Source organism: Pseudomonas sp. S37 (assembly GCF_016658545.1).
Lineage (GTDB): Bacteria > Pseudomonadota > Gammaproteobacteria > Pseudomonadales > Pseudomonadaceae > Aquipseudomonas.
In genome coordinates this window covers 28196-49114 of record NZ_JACVZC010000033.1, presented here as the reverse complement: position 1 = coordinate 49114, position 20919 = coordinate 28196, and the positions used below count along the sequence as shown (strand labels likewise).

The 20919-nt window shown below is 64.0% G+C and carries 23 protein-coding genes; all 23 read right to left on the bottom strand.

What is annotated here, in order from left to right:
• Nucleotides 1-69: 69 nt before the first annotated feature.
• Complete coding sequence (gene flhB / locus IAE39_RS13230) at nt 70-1212, bottom strand: flagellar biosynthesis protein FlhB (protein WP_201203026.1); 1143 nt, start codon at nt 1210-1212, stop codon at nt 70-72.
• 2 nt (nt 1213-1214) lie between these two features.
• Complete coding sequence (gene fliR / locus IAE39_RS13225; protein WP_201203018.1) at nt 1215-1991, bottom strand: flagellar biosynthetic protein FliR; 777 nt, start codon at nt 1989-1991, stop codon at nt 1215-1217.
• Between the two features lie 7 nt (nt 1992-1998).
• Nucleotides 1999-2268 carry a flagellar biosynthesis protein FliQ gene (gene fliQ, locus IAE39_RS13220; RefSeq protein WP_012273497.1) on the bottom strand — a complete coding sequence of 90 codons (270 nt, stop codon included), beginning with the start codon at nt 2266-2268 and terminating at the stop codon, nt 1999-2001.
• Between the two features lie 21 nt (nt 2269-2289).
• On the bottom strand, nt 2290-3057 hold the full coding sequence (fliP, locus tag IAE39_RS13215; protein ID WP_156858286.1) for a flagellar type III secretion system pore protein FliP: 768 nt from the start codon (nt 3055-3057) through the stop codon (nt 2290-2292).
• A complete protein-coding gene (fliO, locus tag IAE39_RS13210) occupies nt 3057-3491 on the bottom strand; it encodes a flagellar biosynthetic protein FliO (protein ID WP_201203016.1) in 435 nt (144 codons plus the stop codon). The genes fliP and fliO overlap by 1 nt, the downstream gene beginning before the upstream one ends.
• Nucleotides 3492-3503: 12 nt before the next feature.
• Nucleotides 3504-3971, bottom strand: coding sequence for a flagellar motor switch protein FliN (gene fliN / locus IAE39_RS13205; RefSeq protein WP_201203015.1), 468 nt, complete (start codon nt 3969-3971; stop codon nt 3504-3506).
• Between the two features lie 47 nt (nt 3972-4018).
• Nucleotides 4019-4987 carry a flagellar motor switch protein FliM gene (gene fliM / locus IAE39_RS13200; RefSeq protein WP_003254418.1) on the bottom strand — a complete coding sequence of 323 codons (969 nt, stop codon included), beginning with the start codon at nt 4985-4987 and terminating at the stop codon, nt 4019-4021.
• A 9-nt stretch (nt 4988-4996) separates the two neighbouring features.
• On the bottom strand, nt 4997-5494 hold the full coding sequence (gene fliL / locus IAE39_RS13195) for a flagellar basal body-associated protein FliL (protein WP_201203013.1): 498 nt from the start codon (nt 5492-5494) through the stop codon (nt 4997-4999).
• A 219-nt stretch (nt 5495-5713) separates the two neighbouring features.
• On the bottom strand, nt 5714-6979 hold the full coding sequence (locus IAE39_RS13190) for a flagellar hook-length control protein FliK (protein ID WP_201203011.1): 1266 nt from the start codon (nt 6977-6979) through the stop codon (nt 5714-5716).
• 72 nt (nt 6980-7051) lie between these two features.
• Entirely contained in the window at nt 7052-7399 is a 348-nt protein-coding gene (locus tag IAE39_RS13185; RefSeq protein WP_201203009.1) for an Hpt domain-containing protein, read from the bottom strand.
• A gap of 48 nt (nt 7400-7447) precedes the next feature.
• The gene (locus tag IAE39_RS13180; protein WP_201203007.1) at nt 7448-9139 is read right to left on the bottom strand and encodes a fused response regulator/phosphatase; all 1692 of its coding nucleotides are present in this window, start codon (nt 9137-9139) and stop codon (nt 7448-7450) included.
• Between the two features lie 8 nt (nt 9140-9147).
• Nucleotides 9148-9453, bottom strand: coding sequence for an STAS domain-containing protein (locus tag IAE39_RS13175; protein ID WP_201202999.1), 306 nt, complete (start codon nt 9451-9453; stop codon nt 9148-9150).
• A 203-nt stretch (nt 9454-9656) separates the two neighbouring features.
• Complete coding sequence (gene fliJ, locus IAE39_RS13170; RefSeq protein WP_201202997.1) at nt 9657-10109, bottom strand: flagellar export protein FliJ; 453 nt, start codon at nt 10107-10109, stop codon at nt 9657-9659.
• A gap of 6 nt (nt 10110-10115) precedes the next feature.
• Nucleotides 10116-11471 carry a flagellar protein export ATPase FliI gene (fliI, locus tag IAE39_RS13165; RefSeq protein ID WP_201202995.1) on the bottom strand — a complete coding sequence of 452 codons (1356 nt, stop codon included), beginning with the start codon at nt 11469-11471 and terminating at the stop codon, nt 10116-10118.
• On the bottom strand, nt 11461-12255 hold the full coding sequence (fliH, locus tag IAE39_RS13160; protein WP_201202994.1) for a flagellar assembly protein FliH: 795 nt from the start codon (nt 12253-12255) through the stop codon (nt 11461-11463). The genes fliI and fliH overlap by 11 nt, the downstream gene beginning before the upstream one ends.
• Nucleotides 12256-12415: 160 nt before the next feature.
• Nucleotides 12416-13435 carry a flagellar motor switch protein FliG gene (fliG, locus tag IAE39_RS13155; RefSeq protein WP_003254434.1) on the bottom strand — a complete coding sequence of 340 codons (1020 nt, stop codon included), beginning with the start codon at nt 13433-13435 and terminating at the stop codon, nt 12416-12418.
• Nucleotides 13428-15206: a flagellar basal-body MS-ring/collar protein FliF gene (gene fliF, locus IAE39_RS13150; protein WP_201202992.1), complete on the bottom strand. Its 1779-nt coding sequence runs from the start codon at nt 15204-15206 to the stop codon at nt 13428-13430. Before fliF ends, fliG begins: the two co-directional genes overlap by 8 nt.
• A gap of 15 nt (nt 15207-15221) precedes the next feature.
• Nucleotides 15222-15554, bottom strand: coding sequence for a flagellar hook-basal body complex protein FliE (fliE, locus tag IAE39_RS13145; protein ID WP_003254438.1), 333 nt, complete (start codon nt 15552-15554; stop codon nt 15222-15224).
• Between the two features lie 169 nt (nt 15555-15723).
• Nucleotides 15724-17079, bottom strand: a complete 1356-nt coding sequence (locus IAE39_RS13140) for a sigma-54-dependent transcriptional regulator (protein ID WP_201202991.1) — start codon at nt 17077-17079, stop codon at nt 15724-15726.
• Complete coding sequence (locus IAE39_RS13135; protein ID WP_201202990.1) at nt 17079-18296, bottom strand: sensor histidine kinase; 1218 nt, start codon at nt 18294-18296, stop codon at nt 17079-17081. The genes IAE39_RS13140 and IAE39_RS13135 overlap by 1 nt, the downstream gene beginning before the upstream one ends.
• A 247-nt stretch (nt 18297-18543) precedes the next feature.
• Entirely contained in the window at nt 18544-20019 is a 1476-nt protein-coding gene (gene fleQ, locus IAE39_RS13130; RefSeq protein WP_201202989.1) for a transcriptional regulator FleQ, read from the bottom strand.
• Nucleotides 20020-20188: 169 nt separating this feature from the next.
• Complete coding sequence (locus tag IAE39_RS13125; protein ID WP_201202980.1) at nt 20189-20485, bottom strand: flagellar protein FliT; 297 nt, start codon at nt 20483-20485, stop codon at nt 20189-20191.
• Between the two features lie 14 nt (nt 20486-20499).
• A complete protein-coding gene (gene fliS, locus IAE39_RS13120; RefSeq protein WP_201202979.1) occupies nt 20500-20895 on the bottom strand; it encodes a flagellar export chaperone FliS in 396 nt (131 codons plus the stop codon).
• Nucleotides 20896-20919: the final 24 nt, after the last annotated feature.

Sequence of the window (20919 nt, the reverse complement as noted above, 5' to 3'; positions counted from 1 at the left end):
CCCCCCCCCCCCCCCCCCCCCCCCCCCCCCCCCCCCCCCGCTCCTACAGAGTCCGCGAAAGGGCTATGCTCAACTGTCGCGGCGCAAATCAGGCGGGATCGGGAGGTCTTCTTTCAAAGGCTCCGGCCGCTTGCCCTTGCCCGCGCGGTACTGGCGGATCTGGAACACATAGGCCAGCACCTGCGCCACCGCCAGGTACAGGCCGGCGGGGATTTCCTGCTCGATTTCGGTGGAGTAGTAGATCGCCCGCGCCAGCGCCGGCGACTCGAGGATCTGAACCTTGTGCTCCACGCCAATCTCGCGAATCTTCAAGGCCACGAAATCCGTGCCCTTGGCCAACAGCAACGGCGCCACCCCACCCTTCTCCGGGTCATACTGCAAGGCCACCGCATAGTGGGTCGGGTTGGTGATGATCACGTCTGCATCGGGTATTGCGGCCATCATGCGCCGCTGCGATGCCTCCCGCTGCAGCTGACGAATGCGCTGCTTGACCTCAGGCTTGCCCTCGCTGTCCTTGTATTCGTCCTTGACTTCCTGCTTGGTCATTTTCAGCTTCTGGTGCGCCTGGTACAGCTGGAACGGAACGTCCGCCGCAGCAATCAGCAGCAACCCGGCGGCCATCCACAAGGCACTCCAGCCCACCACTTGCAGGCTGTGAATGATCGCCTGCTCCAGCGGCTCATTGGCGATCGCCAGCAGCGCCTGGCGGTCATTGGACAGCACCACCACCGCAACCACCAGAATCACGAAGAACTTGGCCAACGCCTTGAGCAGCTCGGTCAGGGCATTGACCGAGAACATGCGCTTGATGCCCGACAAGGGGTTCATGCGGCTGAACTTCGGCTGCAGCAAGCTACCGGAGAACAGGAAACCGCCCAACGCGATTGGCCCGATGAAGGCAACCACGAATAGCAGGACCAGGATCGGCTGCACCGCCCAGATGGCCATCTTGCCCGACGCCAGCAAGAAAGCCGCCATGGCCCGCTCATCGACGATCATGTCGCGGGTCAGGCTGAAGTTCATGTGCATGATGGCCAGCAAGGTTTCAGCCAGGTGGCCGCCAAAAGCCAGCAAACCACCGGCACCCGCCAGTGTCACCGCCACCGTGTTCAGCTCCTTGGAGCGCGCGATCTCGCCTTTCTCGCGGGCAGTGCGCTTGCGCTTGTCGGTGGGCTCTTCTGTCTTGTCCTGGCCGCTCTCGCTTTCTGCCATGCTCAGCGCGCCCTTGCCAGTTCACGCAGCCATTGCAGCGCTTCGCTGGCCAATGCCTGATAGTGGGAGAGGATATCGGCCAGGCCAATCCAGAAAACCACCATGCCCATGACCAGGGTCAGCGGAAAACCGATAGAGAAAATGTTCAGCTGCGGCGCGGCGCGGGTCATCACGCCGAAGGCGATGTTCACCACCAGCAAGGCGGCAATTACCGGCAGGATCAGCAGCAAGCCTGCCGCGAATACCCAACCCATGCGCCCGGCCAGCTCCCAGAAGTGGTTGACCACCAGCGCGCTGCCCACCGGCAAGGTGGTAAAGCTTTCCGTCAATACCTCGAACACCACCAGATGGCCGTTCATCAGCAGGAACAGCACGCTCACCAGCATGGTCATGAACTGGCTGATCACCGTGACGTTGACGCCGTTGGCGGGGTCGACCATGGACGCGAAGGCCATGCCCATCTGCACCGCGACAATCTGCCCGGCAATCACGAACGTCTGGAACAGCAACTGCAGCGCCAGGCCGAACAGCGCACCCACAATGATCTGCTCGGCGCACAGCAGCAGGCCATTCAGGCTCAACGGGTCGAATTCGGGCAGCGGTGGCAACGCCGGCACGATGACCACGGTAATGGCCACGGCCACGTACAGGCGGACCCGCGCCGGCAGCATGCGGGTACCGAAGATCGGCATGGTCATCAACACCGCCGTCACCCTGAACAACGGCAGGATGAAGGTGGCGACCCAGGTGCCGATCTGCGTGTCGGTCAGCTCCAGCATCGCCGCATCAACCTATCAGCTGCGGAATGTTGGTGTAGAGTGTGGTGATGTATTCCATGAATTTCTGCACCAGCCACGGCCCGGCAACGATCAGGGTGATCAGCATCACCAACAGGCGCGGCAGAAAGCTCAGGGTCTGTTCGTTGATCTGCGTGGCGGCCTGGAACATCGCCACCACCAGGCCCACCAGCAGGCTCGGCACCACCAGCACGGCCACCATCAGGGTGGTCAGCCACAGGGCATCACGGAACAGGTCGACAGCGACTTCAGGTGTCATCGGCGGCTCTCCTTGACGGCGTCAGACGCCGCCGAAACTGCTGGCCAGGGTACCCATGATCAGCGCCCAGCCATCGACCAGCACGAACAGCATGATCTTGAACGGCAACGAGATGATCAGCGGCGACAGCATCATCATACCCATGGCCATCAGCACACTGGCCACCACCATGTCGATGATCAGGAACGGGATGAAGATCATGAAGCCGATCTGGAACGCGGTCTTCAGCTCAGAGGTGACGAACGCTGGCACCAGAATGGTCAGCGGCACCTGGTCGGGGCCGGCGATGTCGGTGCGCTTGGACAGGCGCATGAACAGGTCGAGGTCGCTTTGCCGGGTTTGCGCCAGCATGAAGTCCTTGAGCGGCCCCTGGGCCTTGTCGATGGCCTGCTGGGCGGTCATCTGCTCTTTCAGGTAGGGCTGCAAAGCGTCCTGGTTCACCCGGTCGAACACCGGGGCCATGATGAACATGGTCAGGAACAGCGCCATGCCGGTCAGCAACTGATTCGACGGTGTCTGCTGCAGGCCCAGGGCCTGGCGCAGGATCGAGAACACGATGATGATACGGGTGAAGCTGGTCATCAGGATGACGAACGCCGGGATGAAGCTCAGCGCAGTCATGATCAGCAGGATTTGCAGGCTGACCGAATATTCCTGCTGCCCGTCCGCAGTATTGGACAGGGTAATGGCCGGGATCGACAGCGGGTCGGCGGCCAGGGCCAATGGCGCGGCCAGCAGCAACGCCACCGCCAGCAACGGGCCCAACAACGTACGCAGCGCGCCGCTCATCACTTGTTGTCCTTAGGGTTCTTGCCCATCAACTCGATCAACCGCTGGGCAAACTCCGGCGTCGCCTGACGGGCGTTATCCGGCACTTGCACAGGTTCGGCCAGCACATGCAGGGCCTCGATGCTGCCGGGGGTATGGCCGATCAGGATCTGCTCCTTGCCCACCTGCACCAGCAGCAGGCGGTCACGCGGGCCAATGGCCCGGCTGCCGACAATCTCGATCACCTGCCCGCCCTTCACCGCCGTGCTCTGCAGGCGCCGCAGCAGCCAGGCCAGAAAGAAGATCAGGCCCACCACCAGCAGCAGGCCAAAGACCATCTGTGCCAGCTGCCCGCCGAGGCTGCCCGGCGCAGCCACCGGGGTGGCGGCTGGCGTGGCGGCGGCCAGGCAGGCGTGGCTGACCAGCAGCGCGGCAAGCGCCGCGATGGCGCGCATCGTGCCCTTCACTCAGCGCAGCTTCTTGATGCGTTCGCTAGGGCTGATCACGTCGGTCAGGCGGATGCCGAACTTCTCGTTGACCACGACCACTTCGCCATGGGCGATCAGCGTGCCGTTGACCAGCACGTCGAGTGGCTCGCCGGCCAGGCGGTCGAGTTCGATCACCGAGCCCTGGTTGAGCTGCAGCAGGTTGCGGATATTGATCTCGGTGCTGCCCACTTCCATGGAAATGTTCACCGGGATGTCCAGGATCACGTCCAGGTTCGGGCCTTCGAGGCTGACGTTTTCGTTCGGCTTCGGCGAGCTGGCGAACTCTTCCATCGGCAGGCGGCCGGGGCCACCGCTGCTGCCGGTGTCACCGCCCAGCAGTGCATCGATGTCGGCCTGGCCGGCAGCACCGGTTTCTTCCAGCGCGGCAGCCCACTCATCGGCCAGCGCCTGGTCCTCTGGGGAGGTGATCTCGTTTTCGTTAGCCATGGTTTCCTCGACAGGCATTCAATTCGTTGTAAGCGACCGGCACGCCGTCAGCGGCGTTCGATCGGGTCGATGATCTGCAGGGCCAGGTTGCCCTTGTGCGAGCCCAGCCGAGCCTTGAACGCCGGCACGCCGTTGGCGCGCAGCACCAGGTGCTCGGGCAGCTCCACCGGGATCACATCGCCAGGCTGCATGTGCAGGATGTCGCGCAGCTTCAGCTGGCGCCGGGCAACCGTGGCGGTCATTGGCACGGCCACATCCAGCACATCTTCGCGCAGGGCCTTGACCCAACGCTCGTCCTGGTCGTCCAGGTCGGACTGGAAACCGGCGTCGAGCATTTCCCGCACCGGCTCGATCATCGAGTACGGCATGGTCACGTGCAGGTCGCCGCCACCACCGTCCAGCTCAATGTGGAAGGTGGAAACCACCACTGCCTCGCTGGGGCCGACGATGTTGGCCATGGCCGGGTTGACCTCGGAGTTCATGTATTCGAAGGACACCGGCATGATCGCCTGCCAGGCTTCCTTGAGGTCGACGAAGCACTGGTCCAGCACCATGCGCACCACACGCAGTTCGGTCGGGGTGAACTCGCGGCCTTCGATCTTGGCGTGGCGGCCATCGCCGCCGAAGAAGTTGTCCACCAGCTTGAACACCAGCTTGGCGTCGAGGATGAACAGCGAAGTACCACGCAGTGGCTTGATCTTGACCAGGTTGAGGCTGGTCGGCACATACAGCGAATGCACGTACTCGCCGAACTTCATCACCTGCACGCCACCCACGGCCACGTCGGCCGAACGGCGCAGCAGGTTGAACATGCTGATACGGGTGTAACGGGCGAAACGCTCGTTGATCATTTCCAGGGTCGGCATGCGACCCCGCACGATACGGTCCTGGCTGGTCAGGTCGTAGCTTTTGATGCTGCCTGGCTCGGATGCACTCTCGGTCTGCACCAGCCCGTCGTCGACGCCATGCAACAGGGCATCGATCTCATCCTGGGACAGCAGGTCCTGTACGGCCATTGCGGACTCCTACTGCAATACGAAATTGGTGAACAGCAGCTGGTCGATGACCGGCTTGCCAAGTTCCTTCTGCGCCACTTCCTGAACCACTGCGGTTGCTTTCTGGCGCAGCATTTCCTGGCCTACCGGGCTGCTGGCGAGGGTGTCGAAACCTTGCCCGGAGAACATCATCACCAGGTTGTTGCGAATCACCGGCATGTGCACCTTGAGCGCGTCCAGGTCAGCCTGGTTGCGCGCCTGCATGGCGATGCTCACCTGCATGTAGCGCTGGCGGCCGTTCTGGTTGAAGTTGACCACGAAGGCCGGGGTCAGCGCCTCGTAGATGGCCGCAGGCTTGACGTTGCTGGCTGCGGCTTCGGCGGCCGGCGCCGGCTCGCTCTTGTGCATGATGAACCAGGTAGCGCCCACCGAAAGGCCGATCGCCAGCAACAGGCCTACCACGGCCATGATGATCAGCTTGAGTTTGCCTTTAGTGGCGGGGTCTTTGACTGCTTCGCTATTCGCCATGCCAATAATCCGTCGTCCATCGGGGGTTCAAGGGAGGATGGCTTGGCTTGAGCAAGTGTTATGCCAGATTTTACCGAAGGGAGGTTTCAGCAGGGACAACTGTGCTGGCTTCTTCGCGGGTGAACCCGCTCCTACAGGTACTGCACAGCACTCCAGGCCAGTGGAAATCCTGTGGGAGCGGGTTTACCCGCGAAGAGGCCGGCACAGCGAAAACCAGGGTCACGCGTAATAATCGACCGCACTGTCACCCACAACCACCTGCTGCTCCACAGGCCGGGCACTGTCGGCCACCTCACCGCCCCCCTGCTCGGCCCGGCGCGCAGCCACCCCGGACAGGTTGCTGCCCTGCGCCTGCGCTTGCGCCTGCTGTTGCTGCTGCCCACGCGACTGGTCGGCAACGTTGACATCCGGCTGGGCCAGCCCCTGCTGGGCGAACAGCTCGCGCAGGCGGTGAACCTGGCTGTCGAGGGCGTCACGCACCCCGGCGTGGCCGCTGATGAAGGTGACTTGGGTGGCCTGGTCCGCCGCAACATTGACGCGAATGTCCAGGCGGCCCAGCTCGGCCGGCTCCAGCTGGATGTCGGCCGACTTGAGGTTCTGGCTGGACAGGTACATGACCCGGTTCACCAAACCCTCGGCCCAGGCGTTCTGGTTCATCGGCAACGGCTGGTGCAGTGGGCTGGCACTGGCCGGCACGGCGTTGGCGGTCTTGGCCGTGGCTGCCTGGGTCAGGCTGGCCAGGCGGTTGGCGAAATCGTCGATACGGGTGTCGCTGCTGGCGCTCTTGGTGTCCTTCAGGCCATCTTCGAGCAAGGCGCCGAAGGCCTTGTCACCCGGCTCGCCGCTATCGCCCTCGGCATTCTCGACCAGATTCGCCAAGGTATTGACGGCAGCCCGCCCGTCCTCGCCTTGAGCCTGTGAAGGATCAAGGGCGTGTGCCGAGGTACTGCCCTTGGCCTGGGCGCTATGCTCCAGCGCCAGGCGCAGGGTTGGCAGGTTGGCCAAGGGGTCGGCATCCGGGTCGAAGGCTTCTTCGACAGGCGGCTCTTCTGGCAGCGCTACCTGGGGTTGCGCCGTAGCGGCCTGCAGCACCGGCGCTACCGCCTCGGCCTGGGCCTGGATCAGTTGCGCGCCCGGCTGGGCGTCGGTGACCTGCCCGGCTACCAGGCTGGCGTCACGCAAGCCGGTATCAGCCTGGGCCGCATCGTCTGCTGGCAATTTGTTGCCGTCATCGGCAACAGCGTTTTTGTCGGCCGGGTCTTTCTTGCCGCCCGCCGCCGCATCAGGCTTGTCCTTGGGCTTGGCCTGGGCCACCTTGTCCTCCGCCCCGGCAGCCTTGTCGCGCCCCTGCCTGGCCATCACCTGGCCAAAGCCATCACCCTTGTCGCCCCGCGCCTGCTGCGGTTTGTCCGCCTGTACGGCGGCCGAACGCGAGGCGCTGGCAATGGCATTGGCTTGCAACAAAGGGTTGGGTGCGACAGGCATCGAGCGGTCTCCGCGCCAGGAACTTGAAAATCATCCGGGCAGAGAAAAGCAAGACTCGCGCCAACTCGCGCATCAGCCTGCGGAAATACGCTGTTGCTCACCACGATAGAAGCGCTGTACCTCGATGAATTCCTGATCGATGCGGCTGATCAGGTCTTCAATGCCATAAAGCGGGGGTCGCCGAGCACGCTCTTCCAGCTGCTGGCACAGGCTGGCCAGGGCCACCGCGCCCATGTTGCTGCTGCTGCCCTTGAAACTGTGGGCGGCCGCGCCAAGCTCCTCGGCGCTCTTGGCCGCGTGCAGCTGGCCCAGGCGGCGCTCCGAGTCGTCGAGAAACGTCTGCACCAACTGCAGGTAGCCATCCTCCATGACCTCACGCAGGTCACTGAGTACCTTGTGGTCAATATGCATGTCAGTCACTTGTTCACTCCTTGATCAAGCCAGATTATGCCCGAGCCACCCAGTGGCTCACCATACGAACGCCGCATGCGCGCAACGCCCACCCTCACTCCAGCGCGCCTCACTGGCCAGCCGCTGTACCAGGTTCAGGCCACGACCGCTCAGCCCCTGGTCCCGCGCAGGCCGCGCCAGCACCCGCTGCACATCAAAACCGGCACCACTGTCGCGGACCTCGATCATCAGACGCCCGCCGTCGCCATGGGGTTCAACCTTGAAATTGATGCTTACAAAACCATCGGTCAACGAACCCAGGCGCCGGGCGCGCTCCTGATAATAGTCGGCAAAGCCCTGAACATCGCTTTTCAACTGCGAGTCCAGCCCGAGCACACCATGCTCCAGGGCGTTGGAGTACAGCTCGCTGAGCACGCTGTGCAGGTTGCCGGTACGCGCGCGCAGGCCGTGAATTTCCTGCAGCAACTGCACCAGGTACGGGACCGGGTTGAAGCGTTTCAGGCTCTCGCCACGCACCTCGAAGCCCAGCGACCAGTCCAGCGGGCTTGAGCGGCCGCTATCAGCGTAGATCATGGGCGCCGGCACCCGCTCTTCGGCGCCGAACATGCGAATGTCGCACAAGCTGATGTCATCGCGCGGGCGCCCGCCAAAACGCTCCAGAGCCTGCATCAGCTCGTCGAACAGCTGCGCCGGCTCACGGTTGTCGGCCAGCACCGCACGCAGGCGCTGCACGCCGAACAGGCGCTCCTGGTCATCGGCAGTATCGAGCACGCCATCCGACAGCAACAACAGGCGCTCGCCCGGCGCCATCGGCAGCACTTCGGTGCTGTCATCGAAGCGCTCGGCGGCGAGAATGCCCAACGGCAGATGCCGCGAACTCAGCACCGACAGCACCTGGCCATCCACCGACAGACGATAGCCATCGGGCATGCCGCCATTCCACACCTCGACCGAGCCGCGCTGCATGCTGAGGTTGAGCAGCAGCGCGCAGCAGAACATGTCCACCGGCAGGATACGCTTGAGCTTGACGTTCATCTCGCGCAGGATCTGCGCCATGCCATAGCCCTTGGCGGTCATGCCGTAGAACACCTCGGCCAGCGGCATGGCGCCCACCGCCGCCGGCAAGCCGTGGCCGGTAAAATCGCCGAGCAACACGCGCATGTCGCCTGCCGGGGTGAATGCCGCCAGCATCAGGTCGCCATTGAACAGCGCATAAGGCGACTGCAGGTAGCGGATGTTCGGCGCCGACAGGCAGCCAGAGTGGGCAACCTTGTCGAATACTGCCTTGGCCACCCGCTGCTCGTTGAGCAGGTGGTGGTGATGCCGGGTGATCTGGTCGCGCTGCTCCAGCACGGTGGCCTGCAACCGGCGCAGGCGGTCCATGGCACGGATCTTGGCCGCCAGGATTACCGCACTGTAGGGTTTGGCCATGAAGTCATCGCCGCCCGCCTCCAGGCAGCGCACCAGGCCTTCTTCCTCGTTCAGCGAGGTGAGGAAAATGATCGGCACCAGTGCCTCGCCAGCCAAGGCCTTGATCTGCCGCGCCGCCTCGAAGCCGTCCATCACCGGCATCAGCGCGTCCAGCAGCACCAGCTGCGGGCGCCGCTCGACAAACAGCGCCACGGCCTGTTCGCCGTTTTCTGCGGTGAACACCTCGTGGCCCTGGCGGCGCACGATCTGCGCCAGCAGCAGCCGGTCGGCGGCACCGTCTTCGGCGACCAGCACGGTCAACGCCTGTTCGGCAGGCATGCGGGCGCTCAACTGATATCGAAGAGTTTTTCGAAATTGGAAATGGCGAGGATCTTGCGCACGTCGGAGCTGGCGTGCACGACACGCACGTCCGATTCATCGCCGCCCGCGTGGTCACGCAGCAATAGCAACATGCCGAGCGCGGAGCTGTCGAGGTAGGTGGTATCGCTCAGGTCGACGACCACCGAATCGGGCCGGTCGGGCTGGCGTTCGTAGGCATCGCGAAATTCCTGATGCTTGCCGAAATCGAAGCGCCCCTTGATCTTGATCGTCAGCTTTTTCCCGTCCTGCGAAAAATCAGTCTCGACTGCCATGCTAGCGATTCCTTCGATGATGGCGGATGCAACACCTTTAAGGTTTAGCAGGCGATGATGGGGGCCGCAAGCGGATGTCGGGTCCTGGATTTAGCCTGTGCCGGCCTCTTCGCGGGTAAACCCGCTCCCACAGGATTCCCACCCATTTGAACATTGTGCAGAAACTGTGGGAGCGGGTTTACCCGCGAAGAGGCCGGCACAGGCTAAAGGTGATTCTGCCGCGGCAGGCGCTGGGACAGCTCGTCCAGCAAGCGCTGCTCGCGCTTGTCTTCAGCGCGCCGGGCCTCGTCCATGTAGCGCTGCACCAGCTTGCGCAAGCCCTCCACCCGGGCATAGGCCTGCTGCCAGGCGCCACGGGCGTTGTTGAGGTTGTTCTGGTGCCAGACCAGGCTCTGGCGCTGCTGGGTCATGGCCGTTTCCAGCTGCCCGAGGAAGCGCTGGTAATTGACCAGCCAACTGCCATTGACCCCCTGCCCGCCACGGTTGATCCACTGCAGCTGGTAGTCCTCGCGAAAGCGCTCCAGCTCGGCCAGCTTGGCCTGGGCCGTGGCCACCTGCTGCTGAAAGTGGCCCAGCCGCTGGGCGGCCTTGCGCTCGGCCTCTTCGGCCATGTCCACCACCGGCGCCAGGCGCACGGCGCGTCCGGGCAGTGCCATGGCCTATCAGCCTGCCGGGGGCGTGAAGATCGCCCCCAACTGTTCGCGGCTCTGCGCCATGCCCACGTTCTCGCTCAGCCCCTGGCGCAAAAACTCCACCAGCCTCGACTGCAACGCAATGGCCAGGTCGGTCTCCGGGTCGCCGCCAGCCACATAGGCGCCCACGCTGATCAGGTCGCGGCTTTGCGACAGGCGTGACCACAACTGCTTGAACTTCTGTGCCTGGCGCAAGTGGTCGGCATCGACCACTTGCGGCATTACCCGGCTGATCGAGGCTTCGATATCGATCGCCGGGTAGTGGCCCTCTTCCGCCAGCCGCCGCGACAGCACGAAGTGGCCGTCGAGCACGCCCCGCGCCGAGTCGGCGATCGGGTCTTGCTGGTCGTCACCTTCGGACAGCACGGTATAGAACGCCGTGATCGATCCACCACCCGGTTCGCCGTTACCGGCCCGCTCCACCAGCTTGGGCAGTTTGGCAAACACTGACGGCGGGTAACCGCGCGTGGCCGGCGGCTCGCCGATGGCCAGGGCGATTTCCCGCTGGGCCTGGGCAAAACGGGTCAGCGAGTCCATCAGCAACAATACGTTCTTGCCCTTGTCGCGGAAGTACTCGGCAATGCGCGTGCAGTACATGGCAGCGCGCAGGCGCATCAGTGGCGCATCGTCGGCAGGCGAGGCAACCACCACCGAGCGCTTGAGGCCCTCTTCACCAAGAATGTGCTCGATGAACTCCTTCACTTCGCGGCCCCGCTCACCGATCAGGCCGACCACGATGATTTCGGCTTCGGTGAAGCGGGTCATCATGCCCAGCAACACCGATTTACCCACGCCGGTACCGGCGAACAGGCCCAGGCGCTGGCCACGGCCGACCGTGAGCAGGCCGTTGATGCTGCGGATACCCACGTCCAGCGGCTTGCTGATGGGGTCGCGGTTGAGCGGGTTGATCACCGGGCCGTCCATCGGTACCCAGTCCTCGGCCTTCATCCCGCCCTTGCCATCCAGCGCACGGCCGGCACCATCCAGCACCCGGCCGAGCATGCTCATGCCCATCGGCAAGCGGCCGCCATCATCCAGTGGCACCACACGGGCGCCTGGGGCGATGCCGACAATGCTGCCAACCGGCATGAGGAACACCTTGGGGCCGGCAAAGCCCATGACTTCGGCTTCGACCTGTACCGGGTGGTAGCTGTCGTCGTTGATCACCAGGCAACGGCTGCCGACTGCGGCCCGCAGGCCTTCGGCCTCCAGGGTCAGGCCGACCATGCGCAGCAGGCGGCCCTCGACGACGGGCTGGGCCGGCAGTTCGATGGCCTCGGCGTAGCTGCCCAGGCGCTTGCCGAAGCTGGTGCGCTCAAGGCGCATCGGGGTTGCTCACGGCGCGCTCGACCGGCGCATCCAGGTCTACCGACACATCTGGCGCCGCCGGGTGCAGGGAATGGTCGTGCAACTGGTCGAACAGCTGCGCCACCGCTTTCTCGATGCGCGTTTCCATGCTCGCGTCGATGCGGCTGTGCGCGGTTTCGATACGGCAACCACCGGGCAGCAGTGCGCTGTCTTCCAGCAGCCGCCAGTTTTCTTCATGGCGTTCGCGCAGGGCCTTGGCCAGCTCGAAGTCCTGCGGGTTGAGGTGGATGCGGATGTTGTCGGCGCCCATGGGCAGCAACTTGAGCGCCTCGCGCAGCACCTGGGTGATCTGGCCGGAGTCGCTGCGCAGTTCACGGCCGATCACCTGGCGGGTCATGTGCGCGACCAGGTGCACCAGGGTTTTCTCGATCTGCGTGTCCTGCTCGGCGATCGGTTCCATCAGGTTGGCCATCAGCCGCTCGAGGCTGTCGAGCTTGGCCTTCAGGGCCTCTTCGGCCTCCTGGCGGACCTTGAGCTGGGTGCTGTGGAAGCCTTCGCGCTCACCGGTGGCGAAGCCCTCGTTATAGGCTTCCTGGCGGATGGCTTCGAGCTCTTCCAAGGTCAGTGGCTGGACTTCTTCCAGCGGCACTTCCTCGATTTCATCCTCAACCACTTCAGGTTCCGGCTCTGGCTCCGGGACGTACTCGGGTTGCGGGTCGAAGCTGGGCAACGCCCACACGTCCACGCCCTCGAGGTCGCGGGCGCGGATCAGGTCGCTGGGGTGGTGTTCTTTGGTGGGCATGCTGTCATGTTCTCAAACCATGTTCAGCCGACGCGATCCTTGTAGGAGCGGGTTTACCCGCGAATGCGTCGGCAGCGACAACCTCGATCTCCAGGGCCGACGCCTTCGCGGGTAAACCCGCTCCTACAAAGGCAGTGTCGGCCACTGGGTCGCGTACATATCAGATCATTTCCTCGGCGCCCTTGCCGCCAAGCACGATCTCGCCGGCCTCGGCCATGCGCCGGGCGATGGTGAGGATTTCCTTCTGCGCCGTTTCCACGTCGCTGACCCGCACCGGCCCCTTGGCCTCCAGGTCGTCGCGCAGCAGCTCCGAGGCACGCTTGGACATGTTCTTGAAGATCTTGTCCTTGACCCGCTCGTCGGCACCCTTGAGCGACACCACCAGCACGTCGGACGACACCTCGCGCAGCAGCGCCTGGATACCGCGGTCGTCGACATCGGCCAGGTTGTTGAAGACAAACATCAGGTCTTCGATCTGCTCCGACAGGTCGCTGTCGATTTCGCGGATCGCGTCCATCAGCGCACCTTCCACCGAGCTGTCGAGGAAGTTCATGATGTCGGCCGCCCGCTTGATACCACCCAGGGTGGTGCGCGCGGCGTTGGAATTGCCCGAGAACTGCTTCTCGAGGATCTGGTTCAGCTCTTTCAGGGCTGCCGGCTGCACCGTGTTCAGCGACGACACGCGCAGGACGATGTCCAGCCGCACCTTGTGGTCGAAGTTGCTCAGCACTTCACCGGCCTGGTCCGGGTCGAGGTAGGCGACCACGATGGCCTGGATCTGCGGGTGCTCGTAGCGGATCACGTCAGCCACGGCGCGTGGCTCCATCCACTTCAGGCTGTCCAGGCCGCTGGTGTTGCCACCCAGCAGGATCCGGTCGACCAGGCCGTTGGCCTTGTCCTCGCCCAGGGCCTGGTTGAGCATCTTGCGGATGTAGGCATCGGAGCCCACGCCCAGGCTGGTCTGGTCGCCGACGATGTCGACGAACTCGCTCATCACCTGCTCGACCTGGTCACGGTGCACATTGCCCATCTGCGCCATGGCCACACCCACCCGCTGCACTTCCTTGGGCCCCATGTGGCGCAGTACCTGGGCCGCATCGGTCTCGCCCAGCGAGAGCAACAGGATCGCCGCTTTGTCGACGCGGCTCAGCTTGGCGGTAACGGCTCGGTTGTCACTCATCGGCGTTGATCCAGTCTTTCACGACCTGGGCCACACGGCCCGGGTCTTCGGCCACCAGGCCTTTGATTGCGTTGAGCTGTGCCTCGTAACCCTCGCTCGGGCTAGGCAGCAGAATGCTTGTCGGGCCACCCAGGCTGACGCGGTCGTTGGCCAATTCGCCATCCAGACCGATCATGCCGCCCAGCTCCATGTCGCTATCCGAGGCAGCCTGCTTGCCGCCCCCTGTAATGTTGTTCAGCACCGGCCGCAGCACACCGAACACCAGCACCAGGATGAACACCACGCCCAGCACCTGCTTGACGATGTCCCAGAACCACGGCTGCTGGTAGAAGGCGATGTCGGCAATTTCCTCGCCACGGTCGGCGGCGAACGGCACGTTGATCACCGTCACGCTGTCGCCACGGCTGGCGTCGAAGCCAACGGCGTCCTGCACCAGGCGGGTGAAGCGTGCCAGGTCTTCGGCGCCCCACGGGGCACGCGTAGTGTCGCCAGTGGCCGGGTCGATCTTGACCTGGTCATCCACCACCACCGCTACCGACAGGCGGGTCATGCGCCCCTGTTGCTGGCGGGTGTGGCTGATGGAGCGGTCCAGTTCGAAGTTCTTGGTGCTTTGCTGACGCTTGTCTGACGGGTACGGCGCGAGCATCGGCTGGCCGGTGGCCGGGTCCATGATCTGCTGGCCGTTGGCATCCACCAGCGGCTGGCCGGGCTGGATGGCCGCAGCCGGGGTAGCGGCGCCACCGGTGGTTTGCGGTGCCGAGGCGGCGCCTGGCGGCTGGTTGCTCAGCGCGCCGGGTACACCTTGCGGGCCCTGGCTGCTGGCACGTTGTTCATCGACCGACTGCTCGCTGCGCAGCGCCGGCTGGTCGGGGTTGAACTGTTCGGCAGTCGATTCGACCGCGCTGAAGTCCAGGTCGGCAGACACTTCCGCCTTGTAGCGGTCATTGCCCAGTACTGGCTGCAGGATGTTGCGCACGCGCTGGGTGAGCATGCTTTCCATGCGGCGGCTGTAATCGTACTGCTTGCCGGCCTCGGTCAGGGCAGAATCCTGCAACTGCTCGGACAGCAGGTTGCCTTTCTGGTCGACCACGGTGACCTGGGACTTGTCCAGTTCCGGCACGCTGGTGGCGACCAGGTTGACGATGGCCATCACCTGCCCGGCTTCCAGGGCGCGGCCCGGGTACAACTCGACCAGTACCGAGGCGCTTGGCTTGCGTTCGTCACGCACGAACACCGAGCTCTTCGGGATGGCCAGGTGCACGCGCGCAGCCTTGACATTGTTCAGGCTGGACACGGTACGCGCCAGCTCGCCTTCCAGGCTGCGGCGGTAGCGGGTGGCTTCCATGAACTGGCTGGTACCCAGGCCCTGCTCCTTGTCGAGCAGTTCGAAACCGACGTTGCCGTCGGTGGGTGCCACGCCGGCGGCTGCCAGCTTCAGGCGCGCACGGGAGAGATCGTCGGCCTTGACCAGTAGGGCACCGGAATTGGGCTCCACGTTATAGGGGATGTCGGCAGCGGCCAGGGTGTCCATGACCTGCTTGGTGTCCATGCCCGACAGGCTGCCGTACAGCGGACGGTAATCGGGTTGTTGCGACCACAGCACCACGGCAAAGCCGATCGCCACGCTGGCCGCCAGGCCGACCATGAGGCCCACCTGACGCAGCATCGGCATCTGCGAAATGTTTTCCAGAAACGCCATGCCCGGGATCGGCGCTTTGGACGCAGGCTTGCCACTTTTGGCAGGGGCGTTATCGACGACTGCTTCAGCCATGGTTTACGTCCGTCCTCAAACCGGCATCTGCATGATGTCCTGGTACGCCTGGACCAGCTTGTTGCGTACCTGGGTCATGGCCTGCATCGACACGCTGGCCTTTTGCGACGCGATCATCACGTCGGTCAGGTCGACGCCGCTCTTGCCGATTTCGAAGGCATTGGCCAGCTGGGTCGAGGCCTGCTGGGTTTCATGCACCTTGCCAATGGCCTGGCCGAGCATGTCGGCAAAGGTACTCTGCCCCGGCGCCAACTCGGGCGCGGCAGTGACCTTGGGCAGCGACATGGCATCGGCCTGCATGGCCCGCATGTCCAACATCAGACGATTGAATTCAACACCTTGGCTCATGACCCTTCTCTCTCCTGCGGCCGCATTTTTTTGACACTCATGCGGCGGATAGCCTACGTAAAGCAACAAAGGTGCCAGCCTTGGAGTGACAAGCCGTAAGCTGCAAGCCACAAGCTGAAAGGCGCCCCAGCTCAAATCAGCTTGAAGCTTGGAGCTTATGGCTTGCAGCTCAGCCGAACAGGCTGGCTTCGACGTCAAACCCGGCATCGCGCATCTGCGCCAGCTTGTAGCGCAGGGTGCGCGGGCTGATGCCCAGGCGTTCGGCCGCCTCTTTGCGGCGGCCGCGCTCGGCGCGCAGGGTGTCGATGATCATCTGGTACTCATGGCGGCGCATGTCGTCACCCAGGCCACTGGCTTCAACTGCCAGCTCTGGCAATGGCGCAGTGCCAGCTGACAATGGAATGGCGCCTGCCAGACAGAAATCCGCCGCCTCGATCACCCCACCCTGCTGCAGGATCAGCGCCCGCTGCAGGGCGTTGTCCAGTTCACGCACGTTACCCGGCCAGGCATGCGCCTGCAGGCAAGCCCGCGCCTGCGACGACAGGCGTACTGGGGCGTGCTTCATCTTGGCCACATGCCGTGCCAGCAGGCGCTCGGCCAACTGCAGGATGTCACCCGGGCGTTCACGCAGCGGGCGCCAGGCCAGGGGGAAGACCGACAGCCGGTAGTACAGGTCCTCACGGAAACGCCCGGCTGCCACCTCACCGCCCAGGTCGCGGTTGGTGGTGGCCAGCACGCGAATATCCAGGCTGATCGGCTTGCGCCCGCCTACCCGCTCCACCTCACGCTCCTGCAGCACGCGCAGCAGCTTGGCCTGCAGGGCCATGGGCATTTCGGAAATTTCATCGAGCAGCAAGGTGCCGCCTTCGGCCTGCTCGAACTTGCCGGCCTGGGCGGCAATAGCGCCGGTGAAGGCACCCTTCTCGTGGCCGAACAGGGTGGCTTCAAGCATGTTGTCGGGAATTGCCGCGCAGTTGATCGCCACGAACGGCTGCGCAGCACGCGGCGACTGCTGGTGAATGTAGCGCGCCAGCACTTCCTTGCCGGTACCGGACTCGCCGGAAATCAGCACGGTGGAGTCGCTGCGCGCTACGCGCGCGGCCAGTTCGAGCAACTGGCGGCTGGCCGGTTCGCAGGCCACCGGGCCTTCGTCAGCAGTCACCCGGCCGGCCGCATGCCGCTCGACCAGGCTGAGCAGCGCCTTGGGCTCGAACGGTTTGACCAGGTAATCGGCGGCGCCTTGGCGCATGGCCTCGACGGCACGCTCGACGGCGGCGTGCGCCGTCATCAACAGTACCGGCAACTGCGGCTGCTGGCGACGCAGTTGGCTGAGCAACTGGTGGCCGTCCATACCGGGCATGTTCACATCACTGACCACCAGGCTGAAGGCATCGTCCCGCACCGCTTCCAGCGCCTCTTCAGCAGAGCCCACCGCCCGGTAGGCAAAGCCGCCGATTTCCAGGGTGTCGCCCAGCGCCTGGCGCAAGACGCGGTCGTCCTCGACCAGCAGCACATTGATTGGCATTACACAGCCTCCGCCCATTGCCCGTCGATCAGCGGCAGCTCCACCCGCACACAGGTGCCTCGGCCGACTTTCGAACGCAGGCTGATCGTACCCTGGTGTGCACGCACCACAGCCTGGACCACCGCCAGGCCCAGGCCGGTGCCCGTGGCCTTGGTGGTCAGGAACGGCTCCCCCAGACGCGCCAGCAACTCGGCGTCGATACCGCTGCCGGCATCACTCACGCACAGGTGCAAGGTGCGCTCGCGGCGGAACAGGTGCACCTTCAACCGCGCCGCGCCGACGCTGGCCTGCACGGCATTCTCGATCAGGTTGAGCAACGCACCGACCAGGGTATCGCGGTTGCACAACAGCTCACCCAGATGACTGTCGCACTGCCAACGTATGGCATGCCCTTGCACGTGGGCCTGGGCTGCCTGCTGCAGGGCCTGGAACAAGGCTTTCGGGGTAACCCGATCACCCAGCGGCAGCTCGCCTCGGGCAAATACCAGCATGTCGCGCACCTGGTGTTCCAGCTCGTGCAGGCGCTCCTTCAGGGTGCCGGCAAAACGCTGGCGGGTTTCCTCGCTTAACTGTTGCTCGCTATCGGCCAGGTGACTGGCGTAGAGCATGGCAGCCGACAGCGGCGTACGGATCTGATGCGCCAGCGAGGCGACCATGCGCCCCAGCGATGACAGGCGCTCGTGACGCGCCAGCTGGTCTTGCAGGCGACGGGTTTCAGTCAGGTCGTTGAGCAGCACCAGCTGGCCGGGTTCGGCGTCCAGCGAACGGGTGGCGATCGACAGGCGACGGCCGTCGCGCAGCGAGACTTCGTGGCCGTCGTCCTTGCGCGGGGCGAAGCTGCGGGCGATCACCTGGCGCCATAACTCACCGATCAGCGGCTCGCCGAGCAGTTCGCAGGCCGCCGGGTTGGCTTCATGCACCAGGCCCTGGCCATCGATCACGATCACCCCGCCGGGCAGCAGGTCCAGCAGGTTCTGCAGGCGGTTGGCCAGGCGCTCCTTTTCACTCAGTTCAGCGATGCGCTGGGCGCTGACCACGGCCAGTTCGCCCTTCAGTTCGCTGACCCGAGCTTCGAGCAGGCTATAGGACTGGCTGAGCTGGCTGGACACCTGGTTGAACAGGGCGAAGGCGTGCTCGATACCCTGGCGGCTGTCCTGCTCGACCGGGGTTTGCCCCTGCTGATCGGGGGCTCGGGATAGGTGGGCGGCCTGGGGCATCGTGCTCTCTCGCGTGGCTGACCGTCATAAAAACGGTGTGGTGCCAGCGGTGTAGCAATAGCCGTGCCGGAGATGGGGGTTTAGTGCTTGGCGCGGGATTTAGGGTGGAGCGCAAATCGAGCGCCGCCCGCGCGGCGCTTCGCGGCTAAAGCCGCTCCTACAGGGTCAGCGCTGGCCTCAAGCCTTGCGCCATACCTGTGGGAGCGGGTTCACCCGCGAACGGGCCGGTACAGGCGACCGCCAGGCTTCAATCCTCAGCCTGGTCCTCGCCGCCCTGGCGGCTCATTCCATACTTGCGCATTTTCTCGACCAGGGTGGTCCGGCGAATGCGCAAACGTTCAGCCGCGCGCGCAACGATACCGTTGGCATCGTCCAGCGCCTGCTGGATCAGGCCTTGCTCCAGGCTACCCAGGTAGTCCTTGAGGTCGAGGCCTTCGGGCGGCAGCATGGCGTGGCTGCTGAAGTTCGGCGTGTGGCCGTTGATCGCCACGCGCTCTTCCAGATCGCTGCGCAGGCTGTCGACCATCTGCTCGTCTTCATCATCGACGTAGCGGAATTTCTTCGGCAGCTCGGACACGCCAATCACCCCGTACGGGTGCATGATCGCCATGCGCTCGACCAGGTTGGCCAGCTCGCGTACGTTGCCCGGCCAGCCGTGGCGGCACAGCGACATGATCGAGGCGGAGTTGAAGCGGATAGAGCCGCGCTTCTCGTGCTCCATACGCGAAATCAGCTCGTTCATCAGCAGCGGGATGTCTTCCACCCGCTCCCGCAACGGCGCCATCTCGATGGGGAACACGTTCAACCGGTAGTACAGGTCTTCGCGGAAGGTGCCGTCCTCGATCATGGTCTCGAGGTTCTTGTGCGTCGCCGCGATGATGCGCACGTCAATGCTCTGGGTCTTGTTGCTGCCCACGCGCTCGAAGGTGCGCTCCTGCAGCACGCGCAGCAGCTTGACCTGCATCGGCAGCGGCATGTCGCCGATTTCGTCGAGGAACAGGGTACCGCCGTTGGCCAGTTCGAAACGCCCGGCACGGCTGGTGATCGCCCCAGTAAAGGCGCCCTTCTCGTGGCCGAACAGTTCGCTTTCCAGTAATTCGGCCGGGATCGCACCGCAGTTGACCGGCACGAACGGCGCTTCGCGGCGCTTGGAGTGATAGTGCAGGTTGCGCGCCACCACTTCCTTGCCGGTGCCTGACTCACCCAGGATCAACACACTGGCGTCGGTATCGGCAACTTGCTGCATCATCTGCCGCACATGCTGGATGGCACGGCTGGTGCCGACCAGGCTGCGGAACAGGTTGGGTTCGCGCTGGCGGCCGCGCTCGCGCGCCTGGTCGTACATCTCGCGGTAGACCTGGGCACGGTGCAGCGAATCCAGCAGCTGGCTGTAGCTGGGCGGCATTTCCAGGTTGGAGAGTACCCGGCGGCGCAGGTCTTCCGGCAGCTCGGCAGAGGAAATATCAGCTAAAAGCAGAACCGGAAGGAACTCATCCCAGCCAGCCACTGTCTTAAGCAGCCCGAGAAGATTTCCCGGAGCATTTACGGTGCCGACGAGCACGCACAGCACTTCGCGGCTCGAGGACAATGGCTCGACCGCCTGCTGCCAGTCATGGCTGGCGCACGCGAGGTTTTCTTCGCCGAGGAAGTTCAACACCACCGCAAGGTCGCGGCGGCGCGCGCTGTCGTCATCGATCAGCAGGATCTTGGTTTCACGCCACATGCAATAGCAACTTCCCTAGTCATATCGGCGCCCTGCAGGGGCGAGCTCGACATCATTCCGACTGAATGGTCAGTGTTCGGACGTCTGAAATTCGAAAACAGCCACTAGTAAAGTCAAAAATCACCACCCAGTCAAATTAATGGCGCATGGCTTTTTGCAACATCCGTGGTTACGAGAACAAATGGTATACCTTCGCGGCGTTTTTCGCCTGACGGATTTTCGTCATTTCATCGACCAAGGATTGACGCTCGCCACTTGCAACATCGATTAATTGGCGATACACCTCCAGCAACTGCTCAAGGCTGGCGCTGACGTCGGCCTCATTGCCCGCCGCCTCGCTCACCATGTCACCGATCCGCAAGCGACACTCCAGGTCCAGTTCCCCTACCGCTTCCCAGTCGCGATCGGCCAGCGCCGACAGCAGCATTTCCCGGGTTTGTTCGATGCGGGCGATTATTTCGCTCATGTCATCCACCTTTATCAGGAAGCCGGCGCCTGATCGCCGATTGCATCCCAACCTTCTTTCACGGTGATCATCAGGCGTGCGACTTCGTCAATCATGGCCGGGTCGCCCTTCAGGTTGGCTTCGGTCAGGCGGCGGCTCATGTAGACATACAGGCTATCCAGCTCAGCCAGGCTGTCGGCATGGTTTTCCAGGTCCAGCCCCTCTCGCAGGCCACCGATGATGTCGATGGCCTTGCCGATCAGAATGCCCCGCTGCGCGATGTCATTGCGCGCAATGGCGCCTTTGGCCTGAGCCATGCGGTCAAGCCCACCCTGCATGAGCATTTGTACCAGGCGGTGCGGACTGGCTTCGGACGTCTGCGCCACACCGTTGACTTTCTGGTATTGCCGAAGGGCCAACATCGGGTTCATGGATCTGCCTCGTTGCTGCGAAAA

What these genes read in the sequence shown, in the direction of transcription:
- flhB (WP_201203026.1), bottom strand. Translation starts at nt 1,212, where the DNA reads ATGGCAGAAAGCGAGAGCGGCCAGGACAAGACAGAAGAGCCCACCGAC.
- fliR (WP_201203018.1), bottom strand. Translation starts at nt 1,991, where the DNA reads ATGCTGGAGCTGACCGACACGCAGATCGGCACCTGGGTCGCCACCTTC.
- fliQ (WP_012273497.1), bottom strand. Translation starts at nt 2,268, where the DNA reads ATGACACCTGAAGTCGCTGTCGACCTGTTCCGTGATGCCCTGTGGCTG.
- fliP (WP_156858286.1), bottom strand. Translation starts at nt 3,057, where the DNA reads ATGAGCGGCGCGCTGCGTACGTTGTTGGGCCCGTTGCTGGCGGTGGCG.
- fliO (WP_201203016.1), bottom strand. Translation starts at nt 3,491, where the DNA reads ATGCGCGCCATCGCGGCGCTTGCCGCGCTGCTGGTCAGCCACGCCTGC.
- fliN (WP_201203015.1), bottom strand. Translation starts at nt 3,971, where the DNA reads ATGGCTAACGAAAACGAGATCACCTCCCCAGAGGACCAGGCGCTGGCC.
- fliM (WP_003254418.1), bottom strand. Translation starts at nt 4,987, where the DNA reads ATGGCCGTACAGGACCTGCTGTCCCAGGATGAGATCGATGCCCTGTTG.
- fliL (WP_201203013.1), bottom strand. Translation starts at nt 5,494, where the DNA reads ATGGCGAATAGCGAAGCAGTCAAAGACCCCGCCACTAAAGGCAAACTC.
- IAE39_RS13190 (WP_201203011.1), bottom strand. Translation starts at nt 6,979, where the DNA reads ATGCCTGTCGCACCCAACCCTTTGTTGCAAGCCAATGCCATTGCCAGC.
- IAE39_RS13180 (WP_201203007.1), bottom strand. Translation starts at nt 9,139, where the DNA reads ATGCCTGCCGAACAGGCGTTGACCGTGCTGGTCGCCGAAGACGGTGCC.
- IAE39_RS13175 (WP_201202999.1), bottom strand. Translation starts at nt 9,453, where the DNA reads ATGGCAGTCGAGACTGATTTTTCGCAGGACGGGAAAAAGCTGACGATC.
- fliJ (WP_201202997.1), bottom strand. Translation starts at nt 10,109, where the DNA reads ATGGCACTGCCCGGACGCGCCGTGCGCCTGGCGCCGGTGGTGGACATG.
- fliI (WP_201202995.1), bottom strand. Translation starts at nt 11,471, where the DNA reads ATGCGCCTTGAGCGCACCAGCTTCGGCAAGCGCCTGGGCAGCTACGCC.
- fliH (WP_201202994.1), bottom strand. Translation starts at nt 12,255, where the DNA reads ATGCCCACCAAAGAACACCACCCCAGCGACCTGATCCGCGCCCGCGAC.
- fliG (WP_003254434.1), bottom strand. Translation starts at nt 13,435, where the DNA reads ATGAGTGACAACCGAGCCGTTACCGCCAAGCTGAGCCGCGTCGACAAA.
- fliF (WP_201202992.1), bottom strand. Translation starts at nt 15,206, where the DNA reads ATGGCTGAAGCAGTCGTCGATAACGCCCCTGCCAAAAGTGGCAAGCCT.
- fliE (WP_003254438.1), bottom strand. Translation starts at nt 15,554, where the DNA reads ATGAGCCAAGGTGTTGAATTCAATCGTCTGATGTTGGACATGCGGGCC.
- IAE39_RS13140 (WP_201202991.1), bottom strand. Translation starts at nt 17,079, where the DNA reads ATGCCAATCAATGTGCTGCTGGTCGAGGACGACCGCGTCTTGCGCCAG.
- IAE39_RS13135 (WP_201202990.1), bottom strand. Translation starts at nt 18,296, where the DNA reads ATGCCCCAGGCCGCCCACCTATCCCGAGCCCCCGATCAGCAGGGGCAA.
- fleQ (WP_201202989.1), bottom strand. Translation starts at nt 20,019, where the DNA reads ATGTGGCGTGAAACCAAGATCCTGCTGATCGATGACGACAGCGCGCGC.
- IAE39_RS13125 (WP_201202980.1), bottom strand. Translation starts at nt 20,485, where the DNA reads ATGAGCGAAATAATCGCCCGCATCGAACAAACCCGGGAAATGCTGCTG.
- fliS (WP_201202979.1), bottom strand. Translation starts at nt 20,895, where the DNA reads ATGAACCCGATGTTGGCCCTTCGGCAATACCAGAAAGTCAACGGTGTG.